Source organism: Clostridium sp. BIOML-A1, from assembly GCF_009874105.1.
Classification (GTDB): Bacteria; Bacillota; Clostridia; order Lachnospirales; family Lachnospiraceae; genus Coprococcus.
This window is the reverse complement of the sequence record NZ_WWTL01000001.1, coordinates 154,180-171,617: the sequence shown is the minus strand read 5'-3', so window position 1 is coordinate 171,617 and position 17,438 is coordinate 154,180. Positions and strand designations below refer to the sequence as shown.

General features: G+C 43.5%; 11 protein-coding genes. 1 reads left to right on the top strand and 10 read right to left on the bottom strand.

The features are described 5' to 3' along the window. The first annotated feature begins 121 nt into the window (after positions 1–121). Positions 122–1,000, top strand: a complete 879-nt coding sequence (locus GT641_RS00725; protein ID WP_119962972.1) for a LysR family transcriptional regulator — start codon at positions 122–124, stop codon at positions 998–1,000. A 534-nt stretch (positions 1,001–1,534) separates the two neighbouring features. Here GT641_RS00725 and purB read toward each other — a convergent pair. From purB to GT641_RS00675, 10 genes are all read right to left on the bottom strand, one after another. Continuing rightward, entirely contained in the window at positions 1,535–2,986 is a 1,452-nt protein-coding gene (gene purB, locus GT641_RS00720; protein ID WP_021944856.1) for an adenylosuccinate lyase, read from the bottom strand. A 21-nt stretch (positions 2,987–3,007) separates the two neighbouring features. Beyond that, complete coding sequence (gene purF, locus GT641_RS00715; protein WP_008401375.1) at positions 3,008–4,483, bottom strand: amidophosphoribosyltransferase; 1,476 nt, start codon at positions 4,481–4,483, stop codon at positions 3,008–3,010. Positions 4,484–4,594: 111 nt separating this feature from the next. Further along, positions 4,595–5,947 carry a phosphoglucosamine mutase gene (glmM, locus tag GT641_RS00710; protein WP_161116581.1) on the bottom strand — a complete coding sequence of 451 codons (1,353 nt, stop codon included), beginning with the start codon at positions 5,945–5,947 and terminating at the stop codon, positions 4,595–4,597. Positions 5,948–5,981: 34 nt separating this feature from the next. Continuing rightward, a complete protein-coding gene (locus tag GT641_RS00705) occupies positions 5,982–6,893 on the bottom strand; it encodes a diacylglycerol kinase family protein (protein ID WP_044945269.1) in 912 nt (303 codons plus the stop codon). A 68-nt stretch (positions 6,894–6,961) separates the two neighbouring features. Further along, positions 6,962–7,642, bottom strand: coding sequence for a 7-cyano-7-deazaguanine synthase QueC (gene queC, locus GT641_RS00700; protein ID WP_021944852.1), 681 nt, complete (start codon positions 7,640–7,642; stop codon positions 6,962–6,964). A gap of 13 nt (positions 7,643–7,655) precedes the next feature. Next, positions 7,656–8,237, bottom strand: a complete 582-nt coding sequence (folE, locus tag GT641_RS00695) for a GTP cyclohydrolase I FolE (protein WP_008401371.1) — start codon at positions 8,235–8,237, stop codon at positions 7,656–7,658. A gap of 78 nt (positions 8,238–8,315) precedes the next feature. Beyond that, entirely contained in the window at positions 8,316–8,984 is a 669-nt protein-coding gene (gene queE / locus GT641_RS00690) for a putative 7-carboxy-7-deazaguanine synthase QueE (RefSeq protein WP_161116580.1), read from the bottom strand. Between the two features lie 139 nt (positions 8,985–9,123). Continuing rightward, on the bottom strand, positions 9,124–9,543 hold the full coding sequence (queD, locus tag GT641_RS00685) for a 6-carboxytetrahydropterin synthase QueD (protein ID WP_161116579.1): 420 nt from the start codon (positions 9,541–9,543) through the stop codon (positions 9,124–9,126). A 383-nt stretch (positions 9,544–9,926) separates the two neighbouring features. Next, on the bottom strand, positions 9,927–11,414 hold the full coding sequence (gene thrC, locus GT641_RS00680) for a threonine synthase (protein WP_119962969.1): 1,488 nt from the start codon (positions 11,412–11,414) through the stop codon (positions 9,927–9,929). 233 nt (positions 11,415–11,647) lie between these two features. Beyond that, a complete protein-coding gene (locus tag GT641_RS00675; RefSeq protein ID WP_161116578.1) occupies positions 11,648–17,026 on the bottom strand; it encodes a glycoside hydrolase family 9 protein in 5,379 nt (1,792 codons plus the stop codon). Positions 17,027–17,438: the final 412 nt, after the last annotated feature.

Here is a 17,438-nt window from a genome sequence, read left to right as displayed (position 1 = left end):
ATTTCTATATTTGATATCGTGTATACATCATTTGATATACATGTACCCGATATATGCATATGCATGACCTTAATAACGTTTTTACAATTATCTGTAATAAAATTAACTGGGAGTTTCGACTATGAATATTAATTATGAATATTATAAGATCTTCTATTATGTGGCAAAGACAGCAAGCATCTCTGCTGCTGCTAAAGAGCTGTGCGTATCCCAGCCCGCTGTCAGTCAGGCGGTCAAATCTTTAGAACAGGCAATCGGTATCAACCTGTTCATCCGGACGAAAAAAGGTGTATCCCTGACAGGTGCAGGCGAACTTCTCTACAAACATGTAGCCGAAGGATACGAGGCAATCTCCATGGGCGAACAGCAGCTTGCCAGATTGATGCACTTGGAAACCGGCGAGATCCGGATCGGAGCCAGTGATATGACACTCCAGTTCTATCTGCTTCCGTATCTCGAACGCTTCCACCAGCTCTATCCCGGCATCAAGGTACATGTAACAAATGCTCCGACCCCAAGTACGATCGACCACTTATTTGCAAATAACATTGACTTCGGTATCGTTACAACTCCTCTCCCACAGAATCCGAACATGGAGATTCGAAACGCACGGGAGATCGAAGATATCTTTATAGCCGGTCCAAGATTCAACGACCTGAAAGGTAAAGTTCTCGACTATCCGGATCTGCAAAAGCTTCCGATCATCTGTCTGGAAAATGACACCAGCACAAGAGCCTATGTAGATCAGTTTCTTGCAAATGAAGGTGTCACGCTGACCCCTGAATTCGAGCTTGCAACCAGTGATATGATCGCACAGTTTGCAAAGAGAAACCTTGGGATCGGATCGATCGTGGCTGACTTTGCCGGTGACTATATTGACCGTGATGAGATCTTTCGGTTAAATTTCAAGAAGCACATCCCCAAGCGGAACATGTGCATCATCAGTGACCGCAGGCGTGGCATGAGCATCGCCGCTATGAAGTTGATGGAATTGCTGTAGCTTTCCTGTCATCCGATAATTGGTCCTTCACCTGTTTCTCCGGCATTCCTCTATGATGACATTGTGAGGATTTCGTCGTGTGATGCACATTACCAGTACATACGAGTGTATGTCTGAGCCCGAAGGGCGAGTTTACACAGGAGTATGTACGAATCAGGTATGTGCATCAAACAGAAACCGCAACACGTTATCATAGAGGGATGCCGGAGAAACAGGTGAAGGACCAATTATCGGATGACAGATAGGCTACCTTTACAGTAAACCTTTAACTGTTAATGAACTTCTGAGCTATATTGATTATAACGCTATAACAAAATATCACATGAATTAATCAGGGATGCATATCCCCTTGTAATGACATTGTGAAGATTTCGTTATGAAGTGCACATTACCAGTAAATGCGAGTGCTTGTTTGAGCCGAAGGCGAGTTAGCACAAGAGCATTTACGAATCATGTATGTGCACTGAATAAAAACCACAACACGTCATTACAGGGGGATATGCATCCCTAATTGATTCATGTGATATTTAACTTTTATACGTTGATCTCAGCGGTCATGCCAAGTATGTCTTTATTTGCATCAAGTACCGGCTTTACAACCTCTGTGATGAATTCCTCGGTCTGCTCCGGTGCGCGTCCGACAAAGTTCTTTGGCTCAAGGATGGCTTCGATCTCTTCCTTGGTCATGCCGAATGCAGGATCTGCTGCGATCAGATCAACAAGGTTATTTTCCTTGCCCTCTTTCTTTACAGTTGCGCCTGCCTGCATGGAGTATTCACGGATAAGCTCATGCAGCTCCTGACGGTTACCGCCACGTTTTACAGCATCCATCATGATATTCTCAGTTGCCATAAACGGAATCTCCTTCATGAATCTCTGATAGATAACCTTATCATATACAACCAGACCATCTACAACATTCAGGTACAGGTCTAAGATACCGTCGATTGCAAGGAATGCTTCCGGAACAGATACACGCTTGTTTGCGGAATCATCCAGCGTTCTCTCAAACCACTGTGTTGCTGCTGTAAATGCAGGATTTAATGCATCAGCCATAACGTAGTTTGATAAAGATGCAATTCTCTCACTTCTCATCGGATTTCTCTTATATGCCATTGCTGATGAACCGATCTGGTTCTTTTCAAATGGCTCCTCGATCTCTTTTAAGTGCTGTAACAGACGGATATCATTTGAGAACTTATGTGCACTCTGCGCAATACCGGAAAGTACATTTAAGACTCTGGAATCTACCTTACGGGAATAAGTCTGTCCGGATACAGGATAGCATGCTTCAAATCCCATCTTCTCTGCGATCTTCTTATCGATCTGGCGAACCTTCTCATGATCTCCGTTAAAGAGCTCTAAGAAGCTTGCCTGTGTTCCTGTTGTTCCCTTACATCCCAGGAGCTTCTGCTGACCGATCATGTAATCCAGATCAGACAGATCCAACATCAGTTCCTGAAGCCATAAGGTTGCACGCTTACCAACAGTTGTTGGCTGTGCAGGCTGGAAATGGGTAAATGCCAGTGTCGGCAGATCTTTATATTCCATAGCGAACTTGGACAGTTCGTTGATCACATTTAATAATTTCTTTCTGACAAGCTTCATAGCCTCTGTCATAACGATAACATCTGTGTTATCACCAACATAGCAGCTTGTTGCTCCCAGATGGATGATGCCGGCAGCCTTTGGGCACTGAACGCCGTATGCATATACATGGCTCATAACATCATGACGAACCATCTTCTCACGCTCTTTTGCTACATCATAATTGATGTCCTCTGCATGTGCCTTTAACTCATCGATCTGCTCCTGTGAGATAACCGGCTTGCCGTTTTCAGAAAGGCCGAGTTCATACTCCGTTTCTGCAAGGGCGATCCATAATTTTCTCCATGTCTTAAACTTCTTATCCGGAGAGAAAATATACTGCATTTCTTTACTTGCATATCTCTCGCAGAATGGGCTTGTGTATCTGTCTGTACTCATTTTTACCTCTCCTGTATTTCTTTATTTTACTTTTGAATCTTCACCGCGTTTGAAATTCTCATGTTCTCCGCGGATATCTTCCTTTGGTGGCTCCATCGGATATTCCCCTGTAAAGCAGCCGTGGCAGTACTGTCTTCCACCGGAGATCTCTACCAGCCGCTCCTTGCGAAGATAAGCAAGGGAATCGGCGCCAATGATCTTGCAGATCTCATCAACCGAACGGTTATATGCGATCAACTGCTCTCTGTCCGGGATATCCGTTCCAAAATAACAAGGATATAAGAACGGAGGCGAACTAATCCTTACATGAACTTCCTTTGCGCCAGCCTCGCGAAGCATTCCTACGATACGGTCTGAGGTTGTACCTCTGACAATGGAATCATCGATCATGATGATACGCTTGCCCTTTACCGCTTCTTTTAATACATTTAACTTCACGCGGACACTGGACTCTCTCTGGCTCTGCTGTGGCTTAATGAATGTTCTGCCGACATAGCCATTCTTGACAAATGCCGTTCCGTATGGAATGCCGGATTCCAGTGAATATCCCTGAGCTGCTGCATTTCCCGATTCCGGAACACCTACAACCATATCTGCATCTACCGGACTGTCCTTTGCAAGACATCTTCCCGCGATCAGTCGGGATTCATAGATTCCCATTCCGTCAAATACGGAATCCGGACGGGCAAAATAGATATATTCAAAGATACATCTTGCATGCTTCTCCTGACACATATCCTTATAGGACTGAATACCATACTCAGGCGAGATCGTTACGACCTCTCCGGGCTCTACATCACGGATAAATTCTGCACCGATCGTATCAAGGGCGCAGCTTTCCGATGCAAGAATATAGGCATTATCACGTTTTCCGATACAGAGCGGGCGGAATCCAAACGGATCTCTGGCTCCGATCAGCTTTCTTGGACTCATTACTACAAGTGAATAAGATCCCTTCACTTTTCTGAGTGCTTTCATAACTGCTTCCTCGGCACTTGCACTGTTCACACGTTCTCTTGCGATATGATAAGCAATAACCTCGGAGTCGATCGTCGTCTGGAAGATCGCACCCGTAAGTGCCAGTTCCTTACGAAGCTCCGGCGCATTGATCAGATTACCGTTGTGTGCAAGACCAAGTGTACCTTTTACATAGTTTAAGACTAATGGCTGAGCATTTTCTATCGTACTCGCGCCGGCAGTTGAATATCTGACATGTCCGACACCGATATTTCCTTTTAATTTCTCAAAGGATTCCGGTGTGTACACCTCGTTTACCAGACCCATGCCCTTCATGGAGCTTACCTTCCCCTTGGGACCTTCCGTGTCTGATACTGCGATACCACAGCTCTCCTGTCCTCGATGCTGCAGTGCAAACAATCCATAATAAATGGAGGTTGCAACATCATTGTTGTCAAAATCATACATTCCGAAAACACCACATTCTTCATGCATCTTGTCATCATTCTCAAAATAATGGGATCTTATATTCTCGTTCATGTTTTGCCTCTCGTATTTTATTTTTTAACACACTAAGACTTTATACGTTTTCTGTTTTTCTGTCAATGTTGGAATGTGAAAAATTATTCCGGAAATTAACAGCCATTTTCTCTATATTGCATAACCTTTCTCTTTGATCAGATCTACCATCTGATATACATATTTGTTGCAGAGTTCATCACTCTCTGCTTCTACCATAACACGGATAAGCGGCTCTGTTCCGCTCTGGCGAAGAAGAAGTCTTCCGTCAGAACCAAGCTCCTCTGCGATCTTCTGATTTAATGCCTGCACATCCGGATCATTCATAACCGCATCCTTACTGGATACCTTTACATTTACCAGAAGCTGCGGGAAGATCGTCAGGCTCTTGAAGCACTCTGATAATTTACATTTGCGTTCCAGAATAACTTCCATGATCTTCAAAGACGTCAATACACCATCTCCGGTCGTTGCATATTTGGAGAAGATGATATGTCCTGACTGTTCGCCGCCGATAGAATATCCATGCTCCATCATGGATTCAAATACATATTTGTCACCGACTGCTGTCTTATCATAGGAGATTCCCTTCTTATCCAATGCTTTATATAAGCCAAGGTTTGACATGATCGTTGTTACGATCGTATTCTTATTCAGTTCTCCGCGTTCCTTCATATAACGTCCGCAGACATACAGGATCTTATCTCCGTCTACTAACTCGCCCTTATCATCAACGCACAGACAACGATCTGCATCACCGTCATAAGCAAATCCTACGTCCAGTCCTTTTTCTACTACGAACTTCTGCAGTCCCTCAATGTGGGTAGATCCACAATTTGTATTGATATTGGTTCCGTCCGGATCATTATTGATCACATAGGTCTTTGCTCCGAGTGCATCAAATACTGCCTTTGCAACCTGATAGGCTGCACCGTTTGCGCAGTCCAGTCCAACTCTCATATTCTTAAAGGATCGGGTAGGGATCGTCATCAGGTATCCCATGTAACGATTTCTTCCCATGGAGTAATCAACCGTGCATCCGATATTTTCTTTTGTAGCCAACGGAATCTCCGGAATCTCACCATCGATATAACGCTCAATCTCTTCTTCAACCGCAGCCTCTAATTTGTACCCCATGCCATTGATGATCTTGATACCATTATCATAGTATGGATTATGACTTGCCGAGATCATGATTCCACAGTCAAAACCATCGGTTCTGACAATATAGGAAACACTCGGTGTCGGTGTTACATGCATCAGATATACATTTGCACCACTTGCCGTTAAGCCTGCGACCAGCGCATATTCAAACATATAACTTGAACGTCTGGTATCCTTACCGATAACCACCTTTGCCTTGCCTTCCGGATTCTTCTTGCCATAATAATAGCCAAGATAACGTCCGACCTTGAAGCTGTGCTGTACAGTAAGATCCTTATTTGCTTCACCTCTGAATCCATCTGTTCCAAAATATTTACCCATAACTGTAAACCTCTTTCTTTCAACTCAGTTTGAACTACTTAACTTCTTCTTTTTCTTCTTCCGGTGATACCAGTAGAGCGATTGCCCGTCTGTGAACCGATATCTCTGATCTGGTATATTCTCCACCATATTCACCATCCAGGGTCCATGCGATCGGCTCTTCGCTCTCGATCACAACACGATTCGTACGGAATGCCACCATATTCGTCTCATTTGTATTTCCAAGGAGCAGCGAATTGATGATTCTCTGGAGATCTGCAAAATTCTGAATCTTACGGATCAGAACTCCTTCGAACAAGCCATCGTCGAATTCAACTCCATGGCTGGTCAGACTCTTATATCCACCAACCGATACTGAATTCGATATCATACCGAACATGAACTCACCGGTATATGTCTGGTTATTAAATTCAATCTTCAGATTATATGTCGGAACATTTACAAGACTTTTCATACCCTGTAATACATATGCAGCATGTCCTAAAATATTCTTCATATTCTGAGGGGTTGCATAAGATGTATCCGAAAAAATGCCAAACGCCGCAACATAGACAAAATAATTCTTATTCAGTTCTCCGACATCTACCGAAAAAGGTGCGGCCGCGACAAGCTGTTCCGCTGCCTCGATTGCTTCCTTCGGAATCTCAAGGCTTCTGGCATAATCATTTGTCGAGCCACATGGGATATACCCCAGCGGCCGATTCAGTCCACATTCCATAAATCCTGTAACCGTATTACCAAGAGTTCCGTCACCTCCGGCACATACGATCACATCGTAGTTCTCTCCTTCTTCTTTTACGACACGGGCAGCATCACCGACTCCCTGTGTCAGATAAATTCTGACTTCATAGTCTTTCTTGCAAAAGATATCTATGACATCTATAAGACAATTCTTCAAAGTTGTTCGTCCCGCTTTGGGATTTACAATAAACAGCATTTTTTTCATAATCATACCTCATTACTGTTTACAGGAACGCATTTATCCGATTGCTCTGTTCCCGTCCGGTTTATGCTTTATGCATTGTGATTCTTTTTATATTCCATGTAGAGATCATATCCCTTTTTTCTGAGCTTACAGGATGGACAGTGCCCGCATCCTTCGCCCGGAATACCATTATAACAGGTAAGGGTCATATCTCTGATAACATCGAGTCCGCCGAGTTCATCTGCCAGCTTCCAGGTCTCCATCTTATCGATCCACATCAATGGTGTGATGATATCGAATTCATAGTCCATCGCAAGATTCAGTGTTGTATTCAATGATTTGATGAAAATATCTCTGCAGTCAGGATAGCCGGAGAAATCACTCTGGCTGACACCGGTTATAATGTCGCTGACGCCCTTCTGCTTCGCATAGATCGCTACAAATGTCAGAAATACCATATTTCTTCCATCTACAAATGTATTCGGTGTACCGACCTCCGGTGCATTCTCGTCTACCTTCATCTCACTTCTTGTCAATGAATTTGGTGCAAGCTGATTCAACAGACTCATATCCAGAATATGATGCTCTACTCCAAATTTTTCAGCAATCTTCTTTGCACATTCTAATTCTTTTATATGCTTTTGTCCATAGTCAAATGATACTGCGTATACTTTTTTATACTTCTTAAGTGCCCATAACAAACAGGTCGTACTGTCCTGTCCACCACTGAATACAACAACTGCTTCATCTCTGTTCTTCAAATTCTGCATCTTTCATATCCTCCTATCGGTTCATCATCAATACTTTATTCTGTAAATTCACATCATTCTCAAATGCACCACGGAACGTCGTTGTATAGGTCTTCGTTCCCGGCTTCTTAATGCCCCTTGCTGTCATGCAGCTATGATTTGCCTCGATCAGTACGGCTACATCCGGTGAGCCTGCTGCCTTTCCAACCACATATGCGATATCGGATCCGATCCGCTCCTGAAGCTGCAACCGCTTCGCTACCATGTCTGCAATCCGTGCGATCTTGCTGAGTCCCAAGACCCTGCCATGTGGGATGTATGCCACTGACACCTTCATATCATACATCAATGCCATATGATGTTCGCAGTAGCTAAACACCTCGATATCCTTTACGAATACCATATCACTTGTATGTGCTGCATCTTCCTCTTTGAATGTCTTGCCAAACATCTCAGCAATCTCATCGTTGGTATAATTCATTCCCTCAAATACTTCTTCATACATTCGCGCAACACGGTCCGGTGTCTCTTTTAAGCCTTCCCGGTCAGGGTCATCACCAAGTGCTACAAGGATTCCACGTATATGCTCCTTTATTGCTTCTTTATCAATTGCCATTTCTACTCCATTCTCTTATTACTCTTAATCTATTATCCAAATAATATGTTAATATCGATATCTGCGGTTTCATCCGTTTTACACTCCGCGCATCTCCGGATCCCAGATATACTTATGAAGCTGTAACTGTAATTTTATACCATTCATTTCATTCTCGATCATAAAATCAACGATATCCTCCGGATTGATCTTACCGTATACCGGACTGATATAGACGTTTGATTTGATATCCAATGCCCATTCATGAATAATGTCTCTTGCTGTTTCCAGATCCTTGATCGAGCCGGATACGAACTTTACCGCATCCTTCTTATCAATGTAGTTATAATTTGAAAAGCACATATTACTTTCCATTCCGCTTCCCGGAAGCTTATAATCAAGTGTAAATGCTACCCGGTCTGTCAGTGCTTTAAACTCTGCGATATCAACACTTCCGTTTGTCTCTACTTCTACCTGAAGCTCCTCATCCATCGCCAGCATCAGGAGCAGCTTATCGATATCCTTCTGGATCAATGGTTCTCCACCGGTTAATGTCACGTTTCTGACTCCGGTTCGTTTGATATAGTCATAGATTTCTTCATCCGTCAGTTCTTCGTATGAGGCATCTGCTTCATTTGCCCATTTGGTATCACAGTAACTGCAATTCAGATTGCAGCCTGTAAAACGAATAAATACTGCCAATTCTCCGGCTTTTACGGATTCACCGTTGATGCTGACAAATCGTTCCGCTACTTTAAATTTTGCCATTTCTATTTCCTTCTTACTTTTTGTATATGATATCCTTCGATGTCATTTATCTATTATGACATCCTTGATCTTGCCTGTTATTTATTCTAAGTCTTTTTTGTCTTATATTATTTTACGCTATATAGTTTTTCTTCTGCTATTATGCCATATACGTTGCTGCATTGGTCGGGGTCTCATAAACTGTAGTACGAATCACCTGATATCCCTTATCTGCCATATATTCATAAAAATACTTTGCCAGATTCTCTGCTGTCGGACGCATCGGAAGCTCGATGATACGGAACTGTCCTTCTGCCAGTGCTTCCATCGTCTTTTCCTTTAATGTACCTTTCTCCATGATCAGGCAATGATCCATCTCTTCTGTTTTCTCTCTGAGATCCTTTTTCAGATCTCCAAAATCTACAACCATGCCTCTGGTCTGTCCGTCCTGCATCAGCTTCTCGCCGCCGACTTCTACTTCAACCGTCCAGCGGTGTCCGTGCAGATTTCTGCATTTACCCTCATAGCCCGCAAGGAAATGCGCGCTGTCAAAACTTGAATTTGTCTTTAAACTGTACATATCTTCCTCTTTCTTTTATTTTCGAATGTTATATTACACAGTTGTCAGCTTGTACGATGTAATAAGCATCGACATTTGTGTAGTTTCGTTATGAGACCTGCACTAGCTGTCAGCACCAAGCCCATGTTTGAACCCGTATGGGTGAGTTTGGGCGACTGCTGACAAATAGGCGTGCAGGTCAAATAGAAACGAAACACGTCGGGCGATTACATCGTACAAGCTGACAGCTGTACAATATAACATTCCTATGTAAAAAACGCGCATATAGGAAAATGCCCTTCATGCGCGTGTTTTCCTAGTTTTGTTTAGTGACAGGATGGTATTAATGAACTGTCAGTTATTCTGTTTCTGTATTGTCTGTCATATATGACCGGCATCTGTTTTTAGATGTTTAAGAACTTCTTTACGACGCTCTCCATTTCTTCTTTGTCACATACTGTGTCGTGAAGAACAGGAGCTGTACGGATGTCCTCAATCGCCTGTGGAACCTTTACACCGGATAACTTGCAGAGCTCGTCAACTAATTCAAAGTCACTCTTTGCTGCATAAGCTTCATCGATAGATTCCATAACGCTTCTTGTAAACTTGTATGGGCTTGCTGTAGAAGCGATAACCGTAGGAGTCTTATCTCCTGTTTCTTTTACATACTTGTCATATACGGTTGCTGCTACTGCTGTATGTGTATCCATGATATAAGAATCCGACTCATATACTTTCTTGATCGTTGCCGAGGTTTCTGCTTCTGTTGCATAACCGCCCGCAAATTCAGCAAGCTTTGCTTTCATCTCATCTGTGATCGTATATACACCTTCTGTGCTTAACTGCTTCATCAGTGCTGCATTCTTCTCTGCATCATTTCCTGCGATCTTGTAGATCAGTCTCTCTAAGTTGCTTGAGATCAGGATATCCATAGATGGTGATGTTGTTAAGATAAATTCACGATTTCTGTCATAAGTACCTGTTGTAAAGAAATCATATAATACCTTGTTGTCATTTGATGCACATACGAACTTCGCGATCGGAAGTCCCATTTCTTTTGCATAATATGCTGCAAGGATATTTCCAAAGTTACCGGTTGGTACAACAACATTGATCTTGTCGCCGGCCTTGATCGTTCCGTCCTTAACCAGTCTTGTATATGCATATACATAATAAACCATCTGCGGAACCAGACGTCCGATATTGATTGAATTAGCTGATGAGAACTGATATCCTTTCTCGTCCATGTATGAAGCAAGCTTCTCATCTGAGAACATCTTCTTAACACCTGTCTGTGCGTCATCGAAGTTGCCTGTAATTCCTACGACAAATGTGTTTTCACCCTTCTGGGTTACCATCTGCTTCTCCTGGATCGGGCTTACACCATGCTTTGGATAAAATACGATGATCTTTGTTCCCGGTACATCTGCAAATCCTGCAAGTGCTGCCTTTCCTGTATCACCGGAAGTAGCTGTCAGAATAACGATCTCGTTCTTTACATGATTCTTCTTTGCGGATGTTGTAAGCAGATAAGGAAGAATAGATAATGCCATATCCTTAAATGCGATTGTTGAGCCGTGGAATAATTCCAGATAATATGCACCTGCTTTATGTACGAGTGGTGCGATCTCCGGTGTATCAAACTTCTTGTCATATGCTGAATTGATACAATGCTTTAACTCTTCTTCTGTAAAATCTGTAAACATCAGCTTCATTACTTCATAAGCAACCTGCTGATAGTTCATCTGCGCCAGATCTGTAAGGCTGACATCAAGAGCAGGAATACTGTCAGGAACAAATAATCCTCCTTCATTTGCAAGACCCTTTAAGATCGCTTCTGATGCGGTCGCTGTTTCATTTGCATTTCTTGTACTTCTGTATATCAATTCCATATGGCACTCTCCTTCTGTTTTATTTACTCTTTTGACTTATGCAGGCTCTCTTTTTCCGATGCTTTTATCCAGACATACTGAAATCAACCTACAAGCGTCCACATTATAGCATACCCGTTTTCAAAACACAAGACGGCGGAAGCATCTATCAAATCTGTTTTTTATATTTTACAGGATCTAATCATTCTTCCGCCATCGTATTGTCTGTTTCCACCTGTTACAAATGGAAAAGATTATTTTACTTTAAGGGTAATGGTTGCTTTCTTACCGCTTCCGTCCTTTGCTTTTGCCGTGATCTTAACCGTTCCCTTCTTTTTTCCGGTTACCTTACCCTTGGCTGTTACCTTTGCAATCTTTGGATTACCGGAGATCCAGGTCACCTCTTTACTGATTCCCTTTGTCGGAGTCAGATTTGCTTTTAAGGTTACGGACTGTTTCTTCTTGATCGTTACTTTCTTCACAGTCTTTTTCTTTGATGTGATCGTAACCTTCTTAACTGCCTTTTTCATGACTTTAACAGTATAAGTTGCTTTCACCTTACTGTTACCGACTGCTGTTGCGGTTACCTTGATCGTCTTACCCTTGGCAGCTTTCTTCACTGTCAGAACACCCTTGCTGTTGATAGAAGCATACTTCTTATCCGATTTACGGATCGTCCATTTTACTTTCTTATTTGTTGCTTTCTTAGGTGTAACCGTTGCCTTTAAGGTCAGTTTCTTGCCCGGAGCGATCTTTTTGGTTGCTGCCTGGATCTTGACCTTTGCCGGTTTGACCGTCTTCTTTGGTTCTTCGGTTGTTGGTTTCTCGGTCGTCGGCTTTTCGATCGTAGGTTTCTCGGTCGTCGGCTTTTCCGGATTCGGTGTTGGTGTCGGTGTTACAGTTTCTTTCTTCTTTACCGTAACGGTGCAGGAGCCTGTAACACCACTTCCGTCCTTCGCTGTTACCATAATAACTGCAGTTCCGGCACTTACTCCCTTCACTTCACCGGTCTGTGATACACTTGCCACTTTCTCGTTGCTGCTCTTCCAGTCAAATGTCTTCAGTGTTGCATTTGCCGGTATAACGGCCGCTACTGCGATCCGTTCTGTATCACCAATATTTAATACCACGCTGGTCTTGTTTAACGTAATCTTCTCGAGCAGGATCGTATCCGGGATCTCATCTCCATTTTCATCCTTTGGTTTCGACGAAAAGATATCCTTTGAACCTGAAGAGGATGCTACTGTATTGTCTCCGACCAGAATAATATTGTCTGATTTGATCGGTGGATTCTTCGTATCCTGATTCGCACCGACCGTTACCTTGGAATCCTCGATCCGTACAGTATCTGCTTTGATCGCCGTTCCTGTCTCATCTGTACCTGCGACAAGCTCTGTATCCCGGATCAGAACTGTGCCGCCTGTTAAGACTCCTCCATCAACCGATACCTTTCCGCCTTTGATCGTTATGTCACCGGTCGCAGATATCTTACCGGAAACCGTAAGCGTTCCGTCACCATTGATCACAAGTCCGCCGTCTGTCTCGACATTACCTGCGATCGTTATCGTTCCTTTTCTCTCGATCTCCGTCTTACCACCAGCATTTCCGGTGATCGTAACAGCTCCAACCTCCGCCTGATCCAATGTGATCTTTGTTGCTCCACCTGCCTTAATAACAAGCTCCTTATTCTTTCCTGTGATCACATAGTCCCTGCCATCTTTCGTAAGTGTGAGAACCGGTTCCGTATAGCTGACTGTGGTTCTGCCATCATCTGTCCGTAATGCATCCTGATATTCTTTGTCCGCAATCTTTGCTATATCGATCGTATACGGATCCTGAACAAGTGTATATACCGTAAGCAATTCTACTGTTTTTCCGGCATTTGTCGTTGTGGTTTCCGTATATCCGGCTGAAACCGTATACTTTGTAAAGCTTCGCAAACCTGTAAATTCAATTGTTTCGCCATTTGAAGCTGCCTGCTTCCACGTTGTACCATCCACTGAATACCGGATACCTGCCTGACCTGAGATCCGGATCGTATCCTTTGTTCTTGCAAGAAGTGCCACACTATCCGGAACCGCTGTCTGTTCTGCCTTCTGTACCTTTACAGAAACCATTTTCTTATATACAGCATCCTCATCTGTATCCTCGATCTGATACTGCTTCTTGCTTGCATCACTCCATGTAAATACAACTTCATACTGATTGGTTTCATTTGCTACTTCCTGTTCACCCATCTTCACATCCGGGGTGCTCCATGCAAATGTTCCGTACTCTGCAGAACCACCTGTCAGCACAGAATCTGAAAGTGTCTGTCCATATACCAGATCAGAAGCCTCCGGGAACGTGATAGCCGGAAGTCCTGCTCTGCTGACTATTACGGTCACATTCTGTGTGATCGTGCCTGCTGCCGCATCATACCCTGTAATCCGGTCAAATGCATAATTCCTCTTCGCATCGGAACGAAGGGTCAACACCACCTGGCCCTGATACGTTCCTCGTTCCGGTTTTGCTGCTGCATCTGCCCATGCAAATGTTCCATAGGTCTCATCTCCACCGGTCAGCTTAGAATCTGCCAGTGTCTGTCCTGCCACGATCGCTCCTGCTGTCGGGAATGTAATACCCGTTACCGGACATTTCTCAACCGTTGCAGATACCGGAATCTTAAAGGACTGTCCATTATCTGCCTCTATCAACAGATTGTCACTGTAAGAGCCTGCATCCTTACCTGTCTTTAATGCGATACCCACTGTTGTCTTATCTGACGCTGCAACCTTTATCGATGTATCGCCGGATATTTCAAATGGGCTGTCTGTGCCTTTTTCTAACGCTATCGTCACAAATCCTGTATCATTTCCCTCATTCTCTAATACAAATGATGCTGTCGATCCTGCTTCATATCCATAAATAACAGGATCACAGGTTAAAGATGTCTGATCTGTAACAAATTCTGCCTTTGGTGCAGCCTTTACTGTCACCCTGCAGCTTGCTGTGAGATTTGTTCCATCTGTCGTTGTCGCTGTCACAGTTGTCTCACCTGCTCCGACCGCAGTTACCTTTCCTGTTTCTGAAACGGTCGCTACCTTCTCATTTTCAGATTTCCATGTTACCTTCTGTTCCGCAGTCTTTGGAGTAACCGTTGCACGGATCGTAATATCAAGTCCTTCTGTTAATTCTACGATCAGGCTATCCAGTTTGATAGCTGTTGCCTTTACTTCTTCCTCTGTATCACCACCGGAATTTGTTCCATAATAAGTCTTCACGCCTACAGCACCAAGCTCTGTAGCAGATGCTGTCTTTGTACTGTAATTCGTTGCATTCTTCTTTGCATAAGATAACTTTACTGTCTTATCATTCTTGTGAACCAGATAAAGTCCTGCCGCCGCACCAACCAGTCCGGCATTATAATCAAGCGCTACTTCATTGCAATAATAATCTCCCTGGTCGTCTTTATAGGTTCCATTCGCCCCGGGTCCGCCTACCAATGCTCCAAGCAATGTATAATGATTGCTGTTTATAATCTTTGAATCTGTCGATCTGGATGCCGCTCTGTGATGCGGATATTTACTGGAGTTCTCGTTATAGCCTACGATATAGCATCGTTTATTCGGATTATCTCCTAACATATAGTTCATCTGGCTGGTTGCCCAGTCTGCATATGTTGTTGTTCCTGTCAGCTTATCATATACCAGACCGGTAAACTGTTCTGCTGCACTGTATCTGCAGGAGCCCCAGTCACTGACACAGTTAAACACTCCATCGATCTTACTCTTGTTCGTGCAGACCTCTGTAATGCTTTTGAGTTTTTCGGTATCCTTCTGAAGCATACATGCCAACGCTCCGGTATTTCCCCAGTCCAATACCCAATACTGATTCACGCCATTATCAGAATTATCTTTATAATCGTTATAAATAGAATTATAAGAAGTATCACCTGTAGCAGCTGCAAGTGTACTTGCAGCAAATGCATAATCATCACCATATGATCTTGATGCATAAAATGTTGATGCCCCATCAGTTGCACATGCTTTATTATTATTCTTTACAAATGTAAAGAGATCCTTTGCTGTCTGCAGATCCTCGGTATTTCCAAAGTTAATATAGTTCAACGCCAGCGCTGCGATCGCAACACTCACTTCATCTGTAGCCGGATTGCTCGCATCTGCAAAGAATGCCGGACGACTGATCGTCTGTCCCTCTGGTGCTGTCCATACACCATGATCTGTATTACCGTCACCTACCTGATAGCAGAATGCGATAACCTGATCTCCCTCGTATACCGTACACCGCTTAAAATAATCGCAGAAATAGTCCGTGATTTTCTTCAGATGTTCCTTCTGACCAAGCTCGTCAAATGCATCCTTGAACTGATAATAGCTCATTCCAAGCATGGATGCTGCATATCCCTGTGGAAGTCCGAATTTCACATGATCGCCTGCATCATGGAAGCCGCCGGAAGCATCTACATTGTAGGTCTTTCCGTTCTTTGTATATGTTACATTTTTATCATAGGTATGGCAGTTGCCACGCCAGGAAAGTGCACAGGTGTCTTCCAGATTGCCACACATATTTGCATCATAGAAATACAAGCTTTCCTGCAATGCCTTTGCATAGTTGAATTCTACATCCAGATCCTTATTCGTCGTGGTATCACCGGATGAAGTTCCACCGGAACCACCGGAGCCGCCTGTATTATCATCATTTGTCTCGCCTTTGGAATAATCTACAGAAGATGAAGTTCCTTTATTATAATAAACGGCTTTTACCTGAATACTGGATGCATCTACATATTTTGCTGTGAATCCACCACCTGGTATATCATTCTGCATTGTTCCTGCCGCAAGGACTGCATTTGCGCCACTCTGCATCGGATACATATAGATCGTATCACCATCTGCCACAAAGGTTGCATTCCAACATTTAAATGCAGCTGCCGCACCGGATGGTACCTGCAGCACTACGATCCAGTCACAGATTGATACCCCTGTGTTGTTATTGATCGTCATTTCAAAGCCTGACCAGTCATTGCTTGGCGATTTCTGATTCGCCACAGTTGCAGTCACTCCTGATGAATAATCTCTCTCAGTACCAAAATCAGAAGAACCGGAACCGCTGCCGGAATCTCCACCTGAACTGCTGCCGGATTTTACCAGAACCGCTTCTTTGATCTTGTATGTGATACTTGTTACATTTTCAAACTGAAAACCGAAATTATATAACTGACCGGATTTGCTATAGAACTGTGTCAGATCCAGTTCTACGGTCTGAGTGCCGGAGCCTGCATTCACATTGACCCATTCACCCTTCCATGTTCCTTTCGCGTTTACAAACGCCTGTCCGCCAACATTTCCTGTTCCGCTGGCTGATGATACCTCGAAGCTGACACGAAGCTTGGTAAGCCCCGCACTCTTAAGCTCCGACAGATCGCTGTATCCGCCATTTCCAAGATCAAGGCTGACCTGATTATCCACATTTCCACTTGTCGTCACCTGACCCGTACTGTAAGACAGAGCGGTCGTCTCCTCCGCTGCCTCTGTCCTGTCCGAAGGAATCACCACAAGGCTTACTGTCATCGCAAATGACAGCATCCATGCTATGACCCTTGTAACCCATTTGTCCCTTTGTCTGCTCATACCTTCTCCTTCCTTTTTCTCAAAAGCCGTTCCGGTAATACAACCCCTCATGTCATGAGCTCACCGAAACAATCCTTCTTATTCGCAGTTAAATCAATTATACCAATAACTTCCGGATCCCACAATGAAAATCCACTATCCATCCTTACAAATATTACCAGGTATTTTGTTCATTTTAATCTGATCTTGTTATATATAACAGACACAAGTCTGACTGCCGAACTACTCATATAATAAGCAATGACATTCATGCAGTTTCGTAATGAGATACACTCTAGCTGTCAGCACTAAGCCCTTGTCTGAACCCGCAGGGTGAGTTAGGGCGACTGCTGACAAACAAGCGAGTGTATCGAATAGAAACGAAATGAGTCATGTGTTTTATATGAGTAGTTCGGCAGTCAGGCCTTATGTC

Bases quoted from the DNA above. Each gene is read 5' to 3' on its own strand.
- GT641_RS00725 (WP_119962972.1), top strand. From the start codon at position 122: ATGAATATTAATTATGAATATTATAAGATCTTCTATTATGTGGCAAAG.
- purB (WP_021944856.1), bottom strand. From the start codon at position 2,986: ATGAGTACAGACAGATACACAAGCCCATTCTGCGAGAGATATGCAAGT.
- purF (WP_008401375.1), bottom strand. From the start codon at position 4,483: ATGAACGAGAATATAAGATCCCATTATTTTGAGAATGATGACAAGATG.
- glmM (WP_161116581.1), bottom strand. From the start codon at position 5,947: ATGGGTAAATATTTTGGAACAGATGGATTCAGAGGTGAAGCAAATAAG.
- GT641_RS00705 (WP_044945269.1), bottom strand. From the start codon at position 6,893: ATGAAAAAAATGCTGTTTATTGTAAATCCCAAAGCGGGACGAACAACT.
- queC (WP_021944852.1), bottom strand. From the start codon at position 7,642: ATGCAGAATTTGAAGAACAGAGATGAAGCAGTTGTTGTATTCAGTGGT.
- folE (WP_008401371.1), bottom strand. From the start codon at position 8,237: ATGGCAATTGATAAAGAAGCAATAAAGGAGCATATACGTGGAATCCTT.
- queE (WP_161116580.1), bottom strand. From the start codon at position 8,984: ATGGCAAAATTTAAAGTAGCGGAACGATTTGTCAGCATCAACGGTGAA.
- queD (WP_161116579.1), bottom strand. From the start codon at position 9,543: ATGTACAGTTTAAAGACAAATTCAAGTTTTGACAGCGCGCATTTCCTT.
- thrC (WP_119962969.1), bottom strand. From the start codon at position 11,414: ATGGAATTGATATACAGAAGTACAAGAAATGCAAATGAAACAGCGACC.
- GT641_RS00675 (WP_161116578.1), bottom strand. From the start codon at position 17,026: ATGAGCAGACAAAGGGACAAATGGGTTACAAGGGTCATAGCATGGATG.